Annotated in this window: 19 protein-coding genes; 5 read left to right on the top strand and 14 right to left on the bottom strand. The window is 58.4% G+C overall.

Translation table 11 applies throughout. The annotated features are described in order from the left end of the window. Positions 1-5 precede the first annotated feature (5 nt). The 3 genes from E0486_RS08480 to E0486_RS08470 all read left to right on the top strand — a co-directional run bounded on the left by E0486_RS08480 (position 6) and on the right by E0486_RS08470 (position 1,945). On the top strand, positions 6-467 hold the full coding sequence (locus E0486_RS08480; RefSeq protein ID WP_131851731.1) for a cytochrome C oxidase subunit IV family protein: 462 nt from the start codon (positions 6-8) through the stop codon (positions 465-467). Positions 468-573: 106 nt separating this feature from the next. After that, positions 574-1,431, top strand: coding sequence for an SCO family protein (locus E0486_RS08475; protein WP_131851730.1), 858 nt, complete (start codon positions 574-576; stop codon positions 1,429-1,431). Beyond that, entirely contained in the window at positions 1,406-1,945 is a 540-nt protein-coding gene (locus tag E0486_RS08470) for a DUF420 domain-containing protein (RefSeq protein ID WP_131851729.1), read from the top strand. The genes E0486_RS08475 and E0486_RS08470 overlap by 26 nt, the downstream gene beginning before the upstream one ends. 37 nt (positions 1,946-1,982) lie before the next feature. Here E0486_RS08470 and E0486_RS08465 read toward each other — a convergent pair whose 3' ends face one another. After that, positions 1,983-4,562 carry a lamin tail domain-containing protein gene (locus E0486_RS08465; protein WP_165917249.1) on the bottom strand — a complete coding sequence of 860 codons (2,580 nt, stop codon included), beginning with the start codon at positions 4,560-4,562 and terminating at the stop codon, positions 1,983-1,985. Between the two features lie 505 nt (positions 4,563-5,067). Here E0486_RS08465 and E0486_RS08460 point away from each other — a divergent pair. Further along, on the top strand, positions 5,068-6,069 hold the full coding sequence (locus E0486_RS08460; RefSeq protein WP_131851727.1) for an aspartate-semialdehyde dehydrogenase: 1,002 nt from the start codon (positions 5,068-5,070) through the stop codon (positions 6,067-6,069). Between the two features lie 54 nt (positions 6,070-6,123). Here E0486_RS08460 and E0486_RS08455 read toward each other — a convergent pair whose 3' ends face one another. From E0486_RS08455 to E0486_RS08400, 12 genes are all read right to left on the bottom strand, one after another. Continuing rightward, entirely contained in the window at positions 6,124-6,513 is a 390-nt protein-coding gene (locus tag E0486_RS08455; protein ID WP_131851726.1) for a four helix bundle protein, read from the bottom strand. A 132-nt stretch (positions 6,514-6,645) separates the two neighbouring features. After that, positions 6,646-7,488 (bottom strand): oxidoreductase, encoded by an 843-nt coding sequence (locus tag E0486_RS08450; protein ID WP_131851725.1) that lies wholly within the window; start codon positions 7,486-7,488, stop codon positions 6,646-6,648. 147 nt (positions 7,489-7,635) lie between these two features. Beyond that, the gene (locus E0486_RS08445; RefSeq protein ID WP_131851724.1) at positions 7,636-8,025 is read right to left on the bottom strand and encodes a GxxExxY protein; all 390 of its coding nucleotides are present in this window, start codon (positions 8,023-8,025) and stop codon (positions 7,636-7,638) included. 248 nt (positions 8,026-8,273) lie between these two features. Further along, the gene (locus tag E0486_RS08440; RefSeq protein WP_131851723.1) at positions 8,274-8,942 is read right to left on the bottom strand and encodes a DUF2461 domain-containing protein; all 669 of its coding nucleotides are present in this window, start codon (positions 8,940-8,942) and stop codon (positions 8,274-8,276) included. A gap of 21 nt (positions 8,943-8,963) precedes the next feature. Beyond that, complete coding sequence (locus E0486_RS08435; RefSeq protein ID WP_131851722.1) at positions 8,964-9,827, bottom strand: DUF3037 domain-containing protein; 864 nt, start codon at positions 9,825-9,827, stop codon at positions 8,964-8,966. Next, entirely contained in the window at positions 9,824-10,645 is an 822-nt protein-coding gene (locus tag E0486_RS08430; protein ID WP_131851721.1) for a HipA family kinase, read from the bottom strand. Before E0486_RS08430 ends, E0486_RS08435 begins: the two co-directional genes overlap by 4 nt. A gap of 554 nt (positions 10,646-11,199) precedes the next feature. Further along, positions 11,200-11,946, bottom strand: coding sequence for a metallophosphoesterase family protein (locus E0486_RS08425; RefSeq protein WP_131851720.1), 747 nt, complete (start codon positions 11,944-11,946; stop codon positions 11,200-11,202). A gap of 4 nt (positions 11,947-11,950) precedes the next feature. Continuing rightward, positions 11,951-12,598 (bottom strand): aquaporin, encoded by a 648-nt coding sequence (locus tag E0486_RS08420; protein ID WP_131851719.1) that lies wholly within the window; start codon positions 12,596-12,598, stop codon positions 11,951-11,953. A 175-nt stretch (positions 12,599-12,773) separates the two neighbouring features. Continuing rightward, positions 12,774-13,616 carry an arsenite methyltransferase gene (locus E0486_RS08415; protein ID WP_131851718.1) on the bottom strand — a complete coding sequence of 281 codons (843 nt, stop codon included), beginning with the start codon at positions 13,614-13,616 and terminating at the stop codon, positions 12,774-12,776. A gap of 52 nt (positions 13,617-13,668) precedes the next feature. Next, positions 13,669-13,998 carry an ArsR/SmtB family transcription factor gene (locus E0486_RS08410; RefSeq protein WP_131851717.1) on the bottom strand — a complete coding sequence of 110 codons (330 nt, stop codon included), beginning with the start codon at positions 13,996-13,998 and terminating at the stop codon, positions 13,669-13,671. Between the two features lie 324 nt (positions 13,999-14,322). Then, positions 14,323-14,529 (bottom strand): response regulator transcription factor, encoded by a 207-nt coding sequence (locus E0486_RS08405; protein ID WP_131851716.1) that lies wholly within the window; start codon positions 14,527-14,529, stop codon positions 14,323-14,325. Between the two features lie 155 nt (positions 14,530-14,684). After that, a complete protein-coding gene (locus tag E0486_RS08400; RefSeq protein WP_131851715.1) occupies positions 14,685-14,936 on the bottom strand; it encodes a hypothetical protein in 252 nt (83 codons plus the stop codon). Between the two features lie 195 nt (positions 14,937-15,131). Between E0486_RS08400 and E0486_RS08395 the strand changes: the two genes are divergently transcribed. Continuing rightward, entirely contained in the window at positions 15,132-15,710 is a 579-nt protein-coding gene (locus E0486_RS08395) for a DUF6624 domain-containing protein (RefSeq protein ID WP_131851714.1), read from the top strand. A gap of 179 nt (positions 15,711-15,889) precedes the next feature. On the opposite strand, the gene E0486_RS08390 is transcribed toward E0486_RS08395, so the two are convergent. Next, entirely contained in the window at positions 15,890-16,450 is a 561-nt protein-coding gene (locus tag E0486_RS08390; RefSeq protein WP_131851713.1) for an NUMOD4 domain-containing protein, read from the bottom strand. Between the last annotated feature and the right edge of the window lie 13 nt (positions 16,451-16,463).

Below are 16,463 nucleotides of genomic sequence, written 5' to 3'. Positions count from 1 at the left end.
TAATCATGGCACACAATACACATAGCAATACGCATAGCCCCGAGATCACTTTTCACCACGATCACGCCGACGAGGCGACGTTCCGCGCGCGGGTGAAAAAGACCACGATCCTGCTCTCCGTTATCACGATCATCGAGCTGGGCATCGGTCTGCTGCTCTACACCCTGCACAAAGGCGCCGAACCCAACCCGTTCCTGGTGCTGTTGTTCAAAGGCGTGGTGTGCATCCTGACACTGGCCAAAGCTTTCTACATCGTTTCGGTCTTTATGCACCTCGGCGACGAGATCCGCAACATGATCATGACCATCATCATGCCGCTGCTGCTCTTTGTCTGGTTCATCGCCGCATTCCTCTGGGACGGTAACTCGTACCGTTCCCTTCGCAACCGCTACGACAAGCGCTACCAGGAAACGACGCAGCACCACGAAGTGCACAACACCGATACAACGCATACAGGCCTGCAATAACGCAGCTTTCACATTCCGGAAAGCCATCGCCGCGCTACCTTTGCGGCGATGGCTTTTTTTATGGCCATTGCCCACCTCATTCGCTCATGCTCCAACCTCCACTACCGTGAATAAAACGGCTCTTCTCGGACTGCTTATGGCGCTGGCCCTGCCCCTGGTCGGCTACTTCCTCGTGAAGCAATACAGTAAGGACGTAACGCCCATGCCGCGCCGCTACATTTATGACAGCGTCAGCACCCGCATGGTCAACGGCAAGCAAAAGGAAGATACCCTGTGGCATCGCGTGCCCGACTTTCGCCTCACCAACCAGCTCGGGCAGGTCGTCACCTGGGATTCGCTCCGCGCACGCCTCAGCGACGACGACACGCTGCGCAACAAAGTGGTGGTGATCGACTTCTTCTTCACGCACTGCCCAACCATCTGCCCGCGGATGACGGAGAACATGAAGCGCCTGCAGGACGGCCTCAGCAGCGGTCAGCGCGTGGGCGACCAGCAGGCCAAATTCGTGCACCTGCTGTCCATTTCGGTAGATCCCGAGCGCGACAGCGTCGCGGCGCTGAAGCACTGGGCCGACCGTTTCGGCATCGACCCCGACCGCTGGTGGCTACTCACCGGCGACAAAAAGCAGATCTACGATCTTTCCATCAACCACCTCAAAGTGCTCGCGCAGGACGGCGAAGGGCAGGATACCAGCTTTATCCACTCCGACCGGATGATCCTGCTGGATAAGAACCGCAACATCCGCGGCTACTACCACGGCCTCGACACCGCCGACGTAGGCCGCCTTTCCCGCGACATCATCCTGGTGGCGCTCGAGAAAGACCCGAAGTCGAAAAGCGTGTTCGCAGGCAAGCTCGAGACCCTTGCGATCCTCGTATTTGCCGTTATCGGCGGACTGACCGCTCTGTTTTATTTCCTGAAAAAAGATAAGCAACGACATGGCCTTCACCCTAGGCAAAAATGACAAGCGCGCCCGAACGCTCATTTACCTCGTCTCCTTTGTCGTGTTCGCCGCCGTGGTGATCCTGGGCCGCGTGAAGCTCGATGTAAACCCTGGCTTTGACGTGCATGTATTCGCCAAAGTGAATGCGTTCATCAACGGCGTCGTGGCACTGCTGCTTCTTGCCGGTATCGTAACGGCCAAACAACGACGCTACGACCTCCATAAGCGGATTATGCTGACCGCCATGGTACTGTCGATCCTCTTTCTCGTTTCCTATATCGCGCACCACCTGCTGGCGGCCGAGACGAAGTTCGGTGGCACCGGTACCATCCGCTACGTGTATTATTTCATCCTCGGCACCCACATTGTGCTGGCAGCCGTTATCCTTCCCTTTATCCTGTTTACAGCGTACCGCGCCCTTATCGGCGAAAACGCGCGCCACCGGAAGCTGGCGAAGATCACCTGGCCCATCTGGTTTTACGTGGCCGTCACGGGCCCGGTTGTGTATTGGCTGATCAGCCCGTACTATACCTAGTAACGGAAAGGCACGCAGTTTACTCCGCTGCGGCCGCTCAATGGAATTTGCGTGCGATGCTGATTGCGCGCTTGAACACTTTTCTCCGCCCCTCCAGGTCGAACAACTCCGCGAAAAGCAGGTAGCTGCCCACCGCCAGGCGTTGTCCCTTGTCGTCCAGCCCGTCGAAGGTCCAACGGCCCGAACGGCCCAGTAATGCATTCTGTACGAGCCGCCGCTGCGGTTGGCCCAGGGCGTCGAACAGGGTCAGGCTGGCTACGTAGCCGCTCTCCTCCAACTCGTAGCTGATAATAGCCAGATCGTCGTAGCCGTCGTTGTCGGGCGATATCACCGCAGGCATCACGGTGAACAAGCCTTCGGCTTCGCCGCCGGGTACCTGTGAGTTGCGCGCCGTCGGGGTGCCGAAGCCGGCCGTTTGCGCAGCGGAATGCCAGTTGTGCGCATCTGCCCCGTTCCGCGTTGCATCGAGGCGCTCCAGGGCCACGCCGTGGGTGTCATCGAGCAGCGCGAATTGCCACTTGGGGCTGTAAGGCACCTCGTCGAGCACCACACCGCGGTCATTCAGGAGCACCAGCGTCGCCCCGTCGTCGGACAGCGCGGGCAGCCCGGCGACTTCGTGCAGGCAGGCGGCCCTTGCTACATGGTAGCGCCCGGCAACGTCAGCTGCTCCGCCTGTCAGCACGTGGAATTCGCCGGGGTAGAAGAACAGGGGCACCGCGCTCAGTTGTTTCGGCGTACGCAATGCTCCTGCCGCATCCCTTGTTGCGAGGTACAGGCCCGCGGCGTCAACGGTTTGGGTCAGCGCGAGGAGCTCCACGTATTCCGAACCGCCGGTGGCCGGCTGGTACAGCAATTCGTTGATCGCAACCGACGCGGGCAACGGGTCCTCTGCAAGGCCTACCGGTGTTTGATTAGACGTGCCCACGGTATTTCCGCTGCAGTCGGCAGCGCCCGAAACGGAGAGCATATACACCCGGCCCCGCTGCACCGGCGTTGCCAGTTGTAGTTCTACGGAATGAAACAACGGCGCCAGCGCGTGCGCTACCTGCACCGCGGGTCCGTCCTGGATGCTGAAGAGGGCATTCCGCAGTGCGCTGCTATCGAGTGGCTCGCTGAAGACAGCCACCAGGTGCAGGCTGTCGTTTGCGTATGCGCGCAGCAGCACGGGTTCATCGCCATCCGGGTGGTTGCCGGCCACGCTGTTTTGTCCACCGGGTGTGCCGCCACGCCCATCTTCCGAAGCCCGCCAGTTGTCTCCTCCCGCGCAGGGATTGTGTGGGTCGATCAGCTCGAGGCTCCAGCCGCCGTCGTCTTTAAAGGCGCTGCGGTACCAGCTCCGGTCGTAGGTAAGCGCGTGAATGCTGCGGCCGTCGGCGGAGCGCAGCTGTACCAGGCTGCCATCGTTATCCAGTGCCGGGAACCCGCTGAGGCCCACCGCTGTGCCGAAACTCCGGAGCGCGCCGGCACCCGCGGTCGACGTTAGCAGGAGGAAGCTGTCCGGCGCGAGCCACAGACGCGGAAAGGGCCCGCTCAGCGCCGTAGCGGTACCGACGCGCCAGCCCTGCAGGGCGATCGGGAAGGTGCTGCGGTTGTACACTTCCACGAATTCAAAAGGCGGAAGGCCGCGCGGCGGATCGGGGTCGGCGAGCAGCTCCGTAATAAGCAGGTCGTGCGGGCGCGGCGGGTGGTACCAAAACCGGTCGGTGTCCTGCAGCAACTCGTTGCCCCAGGCGTCGAGGATGTGGAGTACGGTGAGCAGCAGTGGCGTGTCGGCGGGCAACGTCGTGGCGAAGCGCAGGTACAGCAGCGCCCCGTCGGCGGGATCGGTCGTAGCGGAGCGGGGCGCGCCCATTCCCGCAAGGTGGAAGTTCGCCGCCACCGCGCAAGCCGGGTCGATGGGTTCGCTGAACCGTACTTCTACGGTCGAATCGTTGGGCGCGCCTATGTTTTCGAGCGCGGGTGGGGTGCTGTCGCGCACAAACGGCGCGATCTGCAGGTCGTCGAAGTAGTGTTTCCCGAAAAAAGAGGAAGTGCTCTGGCGCAGCAGCAGGGCAAAGAACCGGGTGCTTAAGTAGGTGGCGTCGGCAGCTTGCCCGTCGGCGACCGGCGCGCCGCCGTCGGGGATATGCCGCAGGTAAAAGGTGCCTCCCGAGCGCGCCAGCTGCAGGCGCAGGCGGTTGTCGCTGCCACCCGTGGCGCCATCGGGGCCGTCGATCAGCTTTACCGTCGCGGCCGGGTCTTTCCGGTAGAGGCAAATGTCGTCCTGGGCGCCGCCCACCCGGATGAAGTAGCCGGTATTGCCCGGCGCCTCCGGGATGCTGTCGCGGGAAAGCACCCAGATGTCGGCATAGTTGACCGACGAGGTGGCGAAGGCAAGGCGGAGCCAGAGCGTCCATTCGGCATCGGTGCCGAGGCTGTTGGGTGTGCTCAGGTAGCAACTGCTGTTGGGCATGCTGAAGCTGCTCTGGAGCTGCCGCTGCGCATTCACCAGCCAGGCGCCGCCGGTGCCCGTCCAGGGTGGGGCCGCGGTAAAGTTGCTGTCGGCAAAGGTTTCGCTCAGCTGGCCCTGGGCGGCGAAGGCGGCCAGCAGGAGTAAGGTTAACAACGGCAGTCGCATGGTGTTTCGGTTGCTGTAAAAGTGCGGCGGGCGGGAGGACAATAACAAGAGCTTTTCCACCGGAATTGATGGTATTTTCCTGAAGAAAAGCTGGTGGGAATAACAAGGTGGAGAAAGGAGAAAGCGTCGGAACCGCGAAGGAAAAAAGAGAATAAGGCGTTCCGCGAAGGGCCCCCTCTGGTCCGTCATTGCGAGGAGGCAGACGCTGAAAGCGGAAGCCTCCGAAGCAATCTGCCCCACCTTGCGGGCACTGCCCCCACCTGGTGCCTTTCCGGGCAGCAGGTCCGGGGATGAAGCAGATTGCTTCGTCGGTCAGCGCTTCACGCTGCCCTTCTCGCAATGACGGGACGGTGAGCAGCGCTCACGGCTGACGTCTCACCAATTCTTAGCAAACCGCTTCTTTTCTTCTTCACTTCGCAGCTTGTCCCGCCATGGCGGAGGGAAAAACCCTTTGTCACCCTGAGCCCGCCGAAGGATTAACTTTGCCTCCTTAACTCCCTGAAACATGAAGATCGCCGTGGTAGGCGCCACCGGGCTGGTAGGCACCAAGATGTTGCAAGTGCTGGAAGAGCGGAATTTTCCCGTAACCGAATTGCTGCCGGTGGCTTCCGAGCGCTCGATCGGCAAGGAGATCACCTTTAAAGGAAAGCCCTTCAAGGTAGTGTCGATGCAGGACGCGATCGACGCGCGCCCCCAGCTGGCGCTGTTTTCCGCCGGCGGTGATACCTCTAAGGAATGGGCGCCGCGCTTTGCGGAGGCCGGCATCACCGTCATCGACAACTCCTCGGCCTGGCGTATGGATCCCGCCCGCCCGCTGGTGGTGCCCGAGGTGAACGCCTCGGTGCTGAAGGCCGGCGACAAGATCATCGCCAACCCCAACTGCTCCACCATCCAGATGGTGGTGGCCCTGAAGCCGCTCCACGACAAATACCGCATCAAGCGCGTGGTGGTGAGCACCTACCAGAGCGTGACCGGCACCGGCAAGGCGGCCGTAGACCAGCTGATGAACGAGCGCGCCGGCAAGGAAGGCCCCATGGCGTACAAGTATCCCATCGACCTCAACGCGCTGCCGCAGATCGACGTCTTTATGGACAACGGCTACACGAAAGAGGAAATGAAGATGGTCAATGAAACGAAGAAGATCATGGGCGACGACTCCATCCGCGTGACGGCCACCACGGTCCGTATTCCTACGGTCGGCGGCCACAGCGAGAGCGTCAACATCGAGTTCGAGAACGAGTACGACCTTGTAGAACTACGGGACCTGCTTTCACAGGCGCCCGGCGTGGTGGTGCAGGACGATCCCGCGCAGCAGCTCTACCCGATGCCGCTGTGGGCGCATGAAAAAGACGAGGTCTTCGTGGGCCGCATCCGCCGCGATGAAACGCAGCCCAACACCGTCAATATGTGGATCGTATCCGACAACCTCCGGAAGGGCGCGGCCACCAACGCGGTGCAGATTGCGGAGTATCTTTTAGCGAACAACCTTCTTGGGAAAGGTTTTTAGGGTTTTTAGGGTTTTTAGGGTTTTGAAGGTTTTTGTGGAGGGCGGGGCGCAGGGTTACTTGAACCTGGGACCCCGCAGGTCGCTTCCGCTTAAATATTTGATCAGTTCGATGATCGCTTTTTTCGCGCGCCCGGCAAGTTGGTACAGGCGGTCGAATTCGTCCTTCTGGATATAATCTTTATCCAGTAAACGGTACAGCTGCGACTGTGTTTCTGCACCCGATGCGTGGGCGACTTCCAGGAATTGAATAAACTCTTTATTTCCGCCGCGGCCATGGCCTTCGGCAATATTATCCATGATTGACCCTGAAGATGCGTTAATCTGGTCGCGCAATTTGAAATCCCTGCAAAGCCCGGTCTCTTGGCTGATGCGGTATATTTCCTTACAAAGCTCCCTGGCCAATTGCCAGGCAATGATCTCTTCAAAACGTTTGAAAGTAGGCATCGTCAAATCTATTCAAGCTCGTACGATCGCCAACTTGATCCAACATGGGATTTTTCCCGCCCCTGTCTGTTTTTTTCACCGGAAATTCCGAAGGTTCCCACAACCCGAAGAACCCTAAAAACCTTAAGAACCTTAAGAACCTTCCCCGAACACTGCTTTCTTCGCCAGGCCCTCATTGGCTTCGAGGTCCTGTTGCACGGATCGGAGCTTCGCCTTGATGACGTCGATGGGATGCTTGCCCAGGGGTAGACGCAGGGGGGTGTTGCCGTTGTGTACATAATCGACGAGGATGCGGGCGGCCTTCACCGGGTCGCCTTCCTGCCGCCCGTTGACGTGCTGGATGTAGTGGTACATCTGGGCTACCGGCGTGGTCTTGTATTCGTCGAGGCGCGTTTGGGCCAGCTGCACGGAGGTGCCGGCAAACCGGGTGCGGAAGGGGCCCGGCTCCACGATGACGACGCGGATGCCGAAGGGCGCCACTTCCTGCGCCAGGGCCTCACTGAAGCCCTCGAGCGCGAACTTGCTGGCATTGTATATCCCGAAGCCGGCCGTGGCCTTGATGCCGGCCGCCGACGACAGCTGCAGGATGTGGCCGCTCCCCTGCCGGCGCAGCAGCGGCAGCACTTCTTTCGTCAGGGCCACCATACCGAAAAAGTTGGTCTCGAACTGCGCGCGGATCTCTTCCATGGTGAATTCCTCGATGGCACCGATGCTGCCGTAGCCGGCATTGTTCACCAGCACGTCGATGTGCCCGAAGTGATCGATGGCTTCCTGTACCGCGGCGGGAATGGAGGCTTGGTCGTTCAGGTCGAGCAGCACGCCGGCCGTGCGCCCCGGCTCCTGCCGCGTAAAGGCTTCGGCCTGCGCCGGCTTGCGGAAGGTGGCGACCACCGCATCGCCGCGTTCGAGCACAGCGGCAGCCAGGGCGGCACCCAACCCGCTGGAGGCGCCGGTGATGAACCAGACTTTAGACATAGCGTTCGTTTGTAGATAGGGAAACAAACGGCGTGCAAAAGAGTTGAATGGGGTTCAGGCCGCGCAGGCGCGAGGGCGGTTTCACGCGGCGGCGCGGCGAAAGGCGACGCGGCGAGGTCTTTCATGGTGGGAGACGCTGTGCTGTCTTTATAGATTGTTGGCGATGCGGCGGATGCCGTCTTTTAGATAGGGAGCGTTGAAGTTGATCAGTAAGCCCAGTTTCAGCTGGCTCAGGCGCAGGTAGGTCATGACCACTTTGTAGTAATCCTTGGGTAGTTCGGCGACTGACTTCAATTCCACCAGCACCGTATGATTTACGATCAGGTCAGCCCGGTAGGCGCGCGGGATGAACAATTCTTCCCAGCGGAGCCCAACCTGCTTTTGTCGCTCCACGAACAAACCCTGTTTCCTCAGCTCATAGGCCAGGATCTCTTCATAAACGCTTTCTAAAAGACCGGGACCTAACTGCCGATGGATCTTAAACGAACAGTCCAGGATGATGTCAACCAGTTCGTTTTCAGTAAGTGGCTTCGTCATTGTTTTTTGCTGCAAACTGCAACCAACTGCCGACGCGCCAAGGTGAAAACCAACACGTTTTTCTGTTGTTTTTCCCATCATAAAAAAATGTGTCAAGCCGCTGCGTCGCCTTTCGCCGCGTGAACGCCTCGCCTGCTCTGGCCGACGGGGTGCGATTAACAGGCCGGATGGTACGCTGCGCACAGCCTGCCAAGCCGCCGCGTCGCCCGCCGCCGCGCCGCCGCGTGAAACCCCCGGCCGCTTGCGGCTTACTCCAGCCCTCTATTGATAAAATCCAGCAGCGGCTTCAGCGCAACAAAAGCCTCCACGGTCTTCTTGTGCAGCGATGCTTTGGTCAGCTCTTCATCCGTCACGGTCGTTTCGGCGATGAAGCTTTTGAGCTTCAGGTACGTAGCCGCGGGGTTGTCTTTTTCATACCCCTTGGGCATCGTGCTGAGCCGCTGGTCGTTGCCCTGGTAGAGGTCGGTAAAGGTCTTTTTGAACGGCCTGGCGGCGAGGATCCCAGCAAACTCGCTCCAGTTGTAATCGATCTCCTGGCGCATCGCCTTGAGCCGCGGCGCTTCGGGCATCCAGAGGCCGCCGCCGATGAAAGAGTGGTTGCCGGGCTCGAGGTGAAAGTAGTAGCCCGCGAAGCCGCTCTTGCGGCCACCCCGCTTGATGGAAGCCCCGAAGTTGCTCTTGTAGGGGGTCTTGTCGTGCGAAAAGCGGATGTCGCGGTTGATGCGGAACAGGCAGCCCCGCGCCGACTGCCCCGTGATGGCCGGATCGTGCTTGGCCAGCGCGTCGATCACGAGCTGGATGAAATTGGAAAAGTCGATCCGCGCCGCCTCGTAGGCCGTGCGGTGCGTATCGAACCATTCCTTGTTGTTGTTCTTTTTGAGGGCGCTTAAGTACTTTAGGGTTTGGGGTTCCAGCATTGAAAATCTGTTTGATACGGATTAAGCGATCGCTGAAATCGTTTGAAGAGAGTATGATTGCAAATCTTTTTGTTCAATCAATTGGACATGTTTAGGCTCCTCTAATAATTTGATGGAAGCATCGAATATTTTAAAAAGCGCTTTATCAGAGGGCGGTGCAATCAAAAGGTCAAACTGGTAATTGTTTCTATCAGCAATATGCTCCAAACCAGTGAACTGTCCAAAATACTGTAATGCCTTCGCCTGCACGCTTTCTCGGCTGTTTAAATCGAAACTTAAAGGCTTTACCAAGTGAAAGTCGTCTTTGTGCCAACCGACGTCAAAACGAAATTTGAAACTATCGTTTGCAGGTATAACAACGTCGAATTTCAACTTGTCGGTTTCAGAAACTCCTAACTCACTTTCAATATTTTTAAGAAGCTGCTTGTATTGGCGTAACAAATATTGATCGTCGAGCCTCTGTTTGCTTTGAACTTTATCAGAAAAGAATATGAAGTATAGGTTATAAAGTTGAGTTAGTATTTTTTCAGGTGATCCAGAATAAAAGAGACCAGTTCTGTAAGCGCCAAATTGCAAAGAACTTGCGTCCTCTGGCAATAATTGCGTTTTAATGAAAGCATCTAAATTATCCGCTTTTATTTCGAATAAGTCCACCGACTTGTTATATCGTTCTATAACTGCATTAAATTTCTGGAAGTACGCTCGGATCGTTTTTTCCGGAACATCTAAGTATGCCAAGCGTAAGCGTGCAAGACGATCTGGATGGAGAAAATGTAATTTGTTCGAAACTGGGAAATAAACAAGTAAACCTACGTTCAAAACCTCGCCAAGAGCTTGAGAGTGGCGGTATTGCAATAGGCTATATGTGTAGATATTTGTTGTCATGATATCGTTCCCAATAACAGTTTTCCGAACTGATGACTTTCTCTTTTCAATGCGCTAAGATATTCAAACAGCAATTTCTGTTCCCCAACAGCTATCCCAAGTACTCCCAAAGCACGGCATGCCTCTTGGATTTTTGCTAGGTCCAAAATATTAAGATAGACTATAAACTCATCAAAAGGGTTGCTCCGCTGGCTTTTTCGCATCCCTTTCAGATACGGGTAAAATAGGTGCCTTTGAAAGGGAAAGATGATTTCACCATTGTTTAGTTTGTCTAATACACGTCGAAAAAATGGGAAGTTACCTTGGTTTATGAAAGGAAGACAGAGTTCATGGTCAATTAATAGGAAATCTTCGTCATTGATCAGGAGGTTTTGTTTTCCATCAAAGGTCCGATCTACGTTATAGATCATTACATCGAAAGCATAGACCTTCGCCATATCGTAATCCTTCAAAAAGCGGGTTGGCAATCCGGCCGTAGCTAAGGGGCGGCCACTAGCCATTCTCGAAGCGAACTTCAATCCTTTCGCCTTCGAGTTCAATTCTTTTCTCAATCCTTCGCTCAAGCCATGCCGAATAAACTCTAGGGTAAAATCGGCGAATCCGAATTCAGGGACGGGCAAATCGAACTCCCGGGCCAAAATACTTCCGATGGCTTCTTTGCCAATCGCATGGGTCTGGTCTACATGCCGCTGCGTGAACATCTTTACCACATAAGCTATCTGTTCACCTGATGCATCTTCAAGGCGCATTTGCCAAGGCTTAGTGGATCCGCCTCCGGCCATATAGTCTTCAAAAACTGCAGTTTTCAATACATTCAACGCCGCTCATTTTGACTAAGGTACCGTATTGAAGATGAACGCACTTACGGAAGAATACCGGCAGACCGTGACCCAGCGCGCGGCCCGCGCGAAAGCCGCCAGCGGCACGTCCGCTACCGGCGCATAAGCGTAAAAGAATCAAAAGAAAAGAGGCCTTCGGGCCTCTTTTCTTTTTGGGTTCTTAAGGTTTTGAAGGTTCTTAGGGTTCTTAGGGTTTTGAAGGTTCTTAGGGTTCTTGTGGTTGACGTTGCTTGCGCGACGGCCCGGAGGCCGTCCTTGCGAGTGAATAGCCTGCCCCGCGCCAAGCGGGGAAGCAAACTCCACAACCTGAGAGCTAGTCCCTCCTTGCGACAACTTCCATTCGAACTCTTTCAACGCGGGAGCAGCTTGCGTAACGGAGGAGTTTGCTTCCCCGCTTGGCGCGGGGCAGGCTATTCACTCGCAATGACGCTTCGCGTCGCTCCCTCGAAACCTACTAACCCCCTAAACCTCCTGAACCGTCTACCTTAAGAACCCTCAAAACCATCAAAACCCTAAGAACCCTAAAAACCTTTCTAAAAACCCTTCCTCAACTTCTCCGCATACGCCCCGGGCAACGGGCTTTCTTCGATGGCTTGCGCCGCCTTCTCCACGTCGTATTCGAAGCGGATGAATTCCACCTGCACCGTAGAAGTACGGTCGATCGTCAGCAGCACGAAGCAGCCGCGCGGGTCGCCGTCCTTGGGTTTGCCCACCGAGCCGGTATTGACGGCGTGGCGGGGGCGGCCTGCCGCGTCGTGCAGCACGCGGTGGTACGGCTGGTGCGTGTGGCCGAAGCAGAGGATGTCGGCGCCGGCTTCTTCGATGAGGTGCAGGAGGCTCTTTTCGGGCCGGTTTTCAAACAGGTATTCGTTGATGCGCCGCGGCGAGCCGTGCACGAGCAACAGCATCAGCGGCTGGCCGTCGATGCGGAACTCCACGCGGATGTGGGCCGGCAGCGTGCGGAGGTACGCGCGCGACGCCTCCGTCACCACGGAGTTCGTATAGGCGATCGACACCTGCCCCATCGCTTTTTCAGCGTCCGTTTTGTAGGCGCAGCCGCAGTCGTTGCTGCCCGTACCGATGCCCTGGTCGTAGTTGCCCATGATCGCCGGAATGCCGCGGCGGCGGATGGCGTCGATCACTTCGTTGGGCCAGACATTGTAGCCTACGAGGTCGCCGAGGCAATACACGGCGTCGGGTTGTTGGGCGTCGATGGCGGCGAGGCAGGCCCCGAGGGCCGGGAGGTTGGCGTGGATGTCGGAGAAGAGGGCGATGCGCATGGGATCAGCTTTTCAAGTTTAAAAAACGCCCTAGCGGAACCGCGGTGCCGGCTCCGAGGAAAGGCGCGGTAAGGTAAATCCATAAGTGCTCCGTATGACCCGATACGAGCGCAGGCGCCAGGGAGCGGGCCGGGTTCATGCTGGCGCCGCATATGGGGCCGGCAAACAGCGCCTCCAGCATCACGGTGGCACCGATGGCCAGGCCGGCCTGTGTGCCGCGCTCTTTGGGCCCGGTGGCAACGCTCTCGATCACGAGCACCAGGATCAGCGTCAGCACCAACTCCAGCACGAAGCTCTGCGCGGCGCTTCCCGCGGGCAGCGTTGCGCCCAAATGCCCGTTGGCGGGGAAGAGGCAGCGAAGCAGCCCGCTGGCCCCGAAGGCTCCCGCCAGCTGGCTCAGGATATAGGGGGGCAGCTGCCGTAGCGGGAAGCGCCGGGCCACCGTAAATGCCACCGTGACCGGGGGGTTCAGGTGCGCCCCCGATACGTCGCCGAGCGTGTAGATCATCGCGAGGACGATCAGTCCGAAGGTCATCGCCACTCCTACGTGCGTGACCGCCCCTCCCGTCTCCTGGTTGATGACGATAGCGCCTGTTCCGCAAAACACCAGGGCGAACGTACCCAAGGCTTCTGCCAGCCATTTGTTCCTCATTTCCTATATTTTTCCGTGACGGTTTTTACAGTACGCATCGTTGCGGATGCCGGAAAATCCTTTGCCCTCACCGCGCGCAGCGGGGTCGCTGGCGCAAGCGAAGCAACCCTCAAAACCCTCAAAACCCTCAAAACCCTCAAAACCCTCAAAACCTCCAAAACCTTCAAAACCCTTTTTAGTTCCCGCAGCAGCCCGGTGCGCAGCAAGCCGCTGCCTGGGGCCGCTCGGCGTATACGGTGATGCTGAGGATGCCCGTGCCCGAGGCGCGGAACGCGGCGATGGCTTCGTCCGACAGGTAGCGGCGGAGGATGTCGTCGGGCACGTGGATGGTCTTTTCTTTTTGCAGCTGCAGGCCGGTGAACCCGGCGGCGCTAATGCCGTTGAGGTATTCCTCTTTCTGGATGGCGCCCGATACGCAGCCGGCGTAGAGCTCGGCGGCTTCGCGGATGGCGGGCGGCAGCGTGCCGAGCAGCACGATGTCGGATATGGAGAAATGGCCGCCGGGTTTGAGCACGCGGAAGATCTCGCGGAACACGCCCGCTTTGTTGGGCACCAGGTTGAGCACGCAGTTGCTTACGACAACGTCGGCCGTGGCGTCGGGGAGGGGCATCTGCTCGATGTCGCCCTGCAAAAATTCCACGTTGGCGAAGCCGCGGGCGGCGGCGTTGCGGCGGGCTTTTTCGATCATGGCGGGGGTAAAGTCGATGCCGATCACGCGGCCGCTGTCGCCGGTCTCGTGGCGGGCGATGAAGGCGTCGTTGCCGGCGCCGCTGCCGAGGTCTACCACTACGTCGCCGGCCTTGATACGCGCAAAAGCGGTGGGCAGGCCGCAGCCGAGGCCCAGGTCGGCGTCGGGGTGGTAACCTTCGAGCTTCGTATAGTCGTCGGCCATGATGTTGTACACTTCGGTGGAGCAGCCCCCCGCCCCACAGCAGGAGGCGGCGTTGGTTTCCTTGTCCTGCAGGGCGATCTCCGCGTATTTGCGGCGAACGAGGTCTTTTACATCTTGCGGTTCCATGGTATTTGTTTTATGGTTATCGTAATATCACGATGAGTTGGGTCAAAAAAAATCAGCAGCAGCTGCTGCCGCCTTTCCACGTATCGAACAGTTCGTTGAGGAAGGCCTGTGCGGCTTTCCATTCTTTGGGGTTGATGCAATAGCAGGTGCGCGGCCCGTCGATCTCGCCCTGCACGAGGCCCGCTTCCTTCAGTTCCTTGAGGTGTTGCGATACGGTGCTTTGCGACAGGGGCAGCTCGTCTACGATGTCGCCGCATACGCAGGTTTGTTTGGTCGCCAGCAGCTGCAGGATGGCCACGCGCGCCGGGTGGCCGAGTGCTTTGGCGTAGCGCGCCAGCCGGTTTTCTTTCGCGGTGAATTCGTATGACTTGGTGGCTCCCATATCTATCGCAATATTACGATAGGTTCTTTTTGCGGACAAAATATTTTTCCTGAAGGGCACACACGCGTTCGGGTAAGGCTGGAAGTGGGAAGTGGGAGCGGCGCGATGGCACCGGGTAGACAGGTGGAAGTGACAAACGTTACGTCGCGCCGTTGCGCCTGAGCGCCGTCGCGATGAGCGGCTGCCTGCGGCCGCTGCGTAAAAAAGCCGGCTTCGGTGCCGGCGGCAAGCTTCAGGAATGGGGATGCAGAGCGCGTCGGAAAAAACATAAGGGTTTTCCCGGAGGGAACGGCTGGCGTTCCAGGGCGATGCGGGCAGTCAGGGTCAGACTTTGACCAGCTCGTGCTTCACGGCGTAAAGCGCGATGCCGACGAGGTTGCGGGCCTTCACCTTCTTCTGGATGGTGCCCCGGTATTCCTCGACGGTGCGAAAGCTCAGTCCGAGTTTATCGGCCATTTCCTTGGCCGTGTACTGCTTGCAGATCATTTTGATGATAGCCAGTTCCGTTTTGTTGAATTCAATCACCTTCATGTAGTTCTAAAGTACTGTTTCACGGCAAATTTTACGAACAAATCACCGTTTATCGATGCAAAAACGGTTAAAGTGGCCAAACCACTGGCTTCAGCGGGTCATTTTTTCGGGAGAATGCGTAGAACTACGTGTGTCCAACCGTAAAAATGCGGTGCTCAGGCCCCGGCTTCGCCGGTTGGTGCGCCCGGCTGCTGGTTGGGAGCGGAGCGGCCTGAATTGGCGGCGGGGTGCGTGCGCCGGCTACGGCGCCGCTGGATGGCGATGGACAGCTCCGTGACCAGCTCCCGCTGGTCTTGCACCTCTTGCCAGGTAGCGCCGTTGAGCAGCGCCGCCTGCAGGCGGAAGGAGGCCGTCTGGTGCATGCGCACCAGGCTCTCCAGGTCAATATGGTGGAGTTCTTGATTCATAGTGTCAGCTTCACAGATCAGCAACGGCAATTCTTCCTAGAGATTTCAAATACCCTTCCATTTTTCTATCGCGGCGCTTTGAGCGCCCGGGGCCCGATTTTGTGTAGCCTTCGGTACATTTTGTTGCCGCCGTGCGACAGACGGCGGTTCCCGCCGGCAAAAGCCGTATCTTAACCAACCCAAAAAGGCCGCTGCATGCCCCGTTCGCTGCCCCGCTTTTTCGTGCTCCTCGTCTTCGGGCCCCTGCTTGCCGGCGCCCAGGAGCCTTCGCGCCCCGGGCTGGCCCGCCGCATCGACTCGATGTGGGCCGCGGCACGCGGCCCGGAGGCGCCGCCACGGCTGGCAGCGCTTTCCACCCACCAGGCCCGCCATGCCGCCCTCCGCGGCCTCCTCGACCGCGAAGGCTACCCCGGCCTGCGCGAGGTAGGCCCCGATGCCTGCGAGCACTTCTGGAACCTGCTGCAGGCCGCCGACGGCGACCCCGCCCTGCAGCGGCGCGCCCTCGGCCTGTTGAAAGAGCAGGTGGCCCGCCAGAATGCCCCCGCCCGCCACCTCGCCTGGCTGCAGGACCGCGTGCTGGTCAACGGCGGGCAGCCGCAGTGGTACGGCACACAGGTACGCCTCAACGCCGACAGCACTTCTTTCGAGCCCCGCCCCGTGGAAGATCCCGCACAGCTCGACAACCGTCGCGCCGCGCTCGGCCTCGGCCCCATTTCGGAGTATATTGAATTGATGAACAGGCGGTACGCGGAATACCTGAAGCCGAAGGCGTGAGGCCCCCTGTCCCCCGAAGGGGGCACTTAGGTGGAAGATGTTTTCCTCCCTGAAACCATCCTAAAGTTGTTCATACGAAAGCCCCGCTTTAGCGGGGCTTTCTACATTAAATTTTCAACTATCGAACAAGACCGAAAGAACAGTCCCAATCTAAGTGCCCCCTTCGGGGGACAGGGGGCTTACACCCTCGACCAGTTTTCCCCGCTCTTGATGCGGTACAGCGTCATTTCGCTGACGTCGTACTTCTCGGCCAGCTGGCGGATCGTCAGCTTGCGCCGTTCGCTGTTGAGCTGCTCCTTGATCTTGCGCACCTGCGCGGCCGTGAGCTTGAGGCCCACGGTGCGGTTCGCCTGCTTTTCCTTGTAGGCAAGCTTGGCTGGCGAGCCCTGTTGGTGCTCGATCATTTCCTCGAGGGTGGCCCACTTCAGGTTCTTGATGTTGTTGTCGAGTTTGTCGTGGTTCTTGTGGATCACGTAGGCATACTTCGGCCCGTTTCGCTTCAGGTACAGCTTGGCCAGCTCGCGGTGAATGTAGAGCGTGCCTTTGCTGTCGGGGCGGTGCAGGTTGAGTGTGCGGTAGCCCGTGGTCACCGAACCGTTGAGGAGCTTGCCGTCCGCGAGCGGGTCTTCGCGGTAGGACGCAATGCGTCCGTGGCTCGAGAGGGCGTATCGGTTACGGAGTTGTTTATATCCGGTAAACGTCAGGGGCTTCCAGGTTTCACCCGCCAGTTTCTTGATCATAAGTCAACGTTTT

The sequence above is a fragment of the Flaviaesturariibacter aridisoli genome (assembly GCF_004343705.1).
Classification (GTDB): domain Bacteria; phylum Bacteroidota; class Bacteroidia; order Chitinophagales; family Chitinophagaceae; genus Flavisolibacter; species Flavisolibacter aridisoli.
This window is presented reverse-complemented; position numbering and strand designations above follow the sequence as displayed.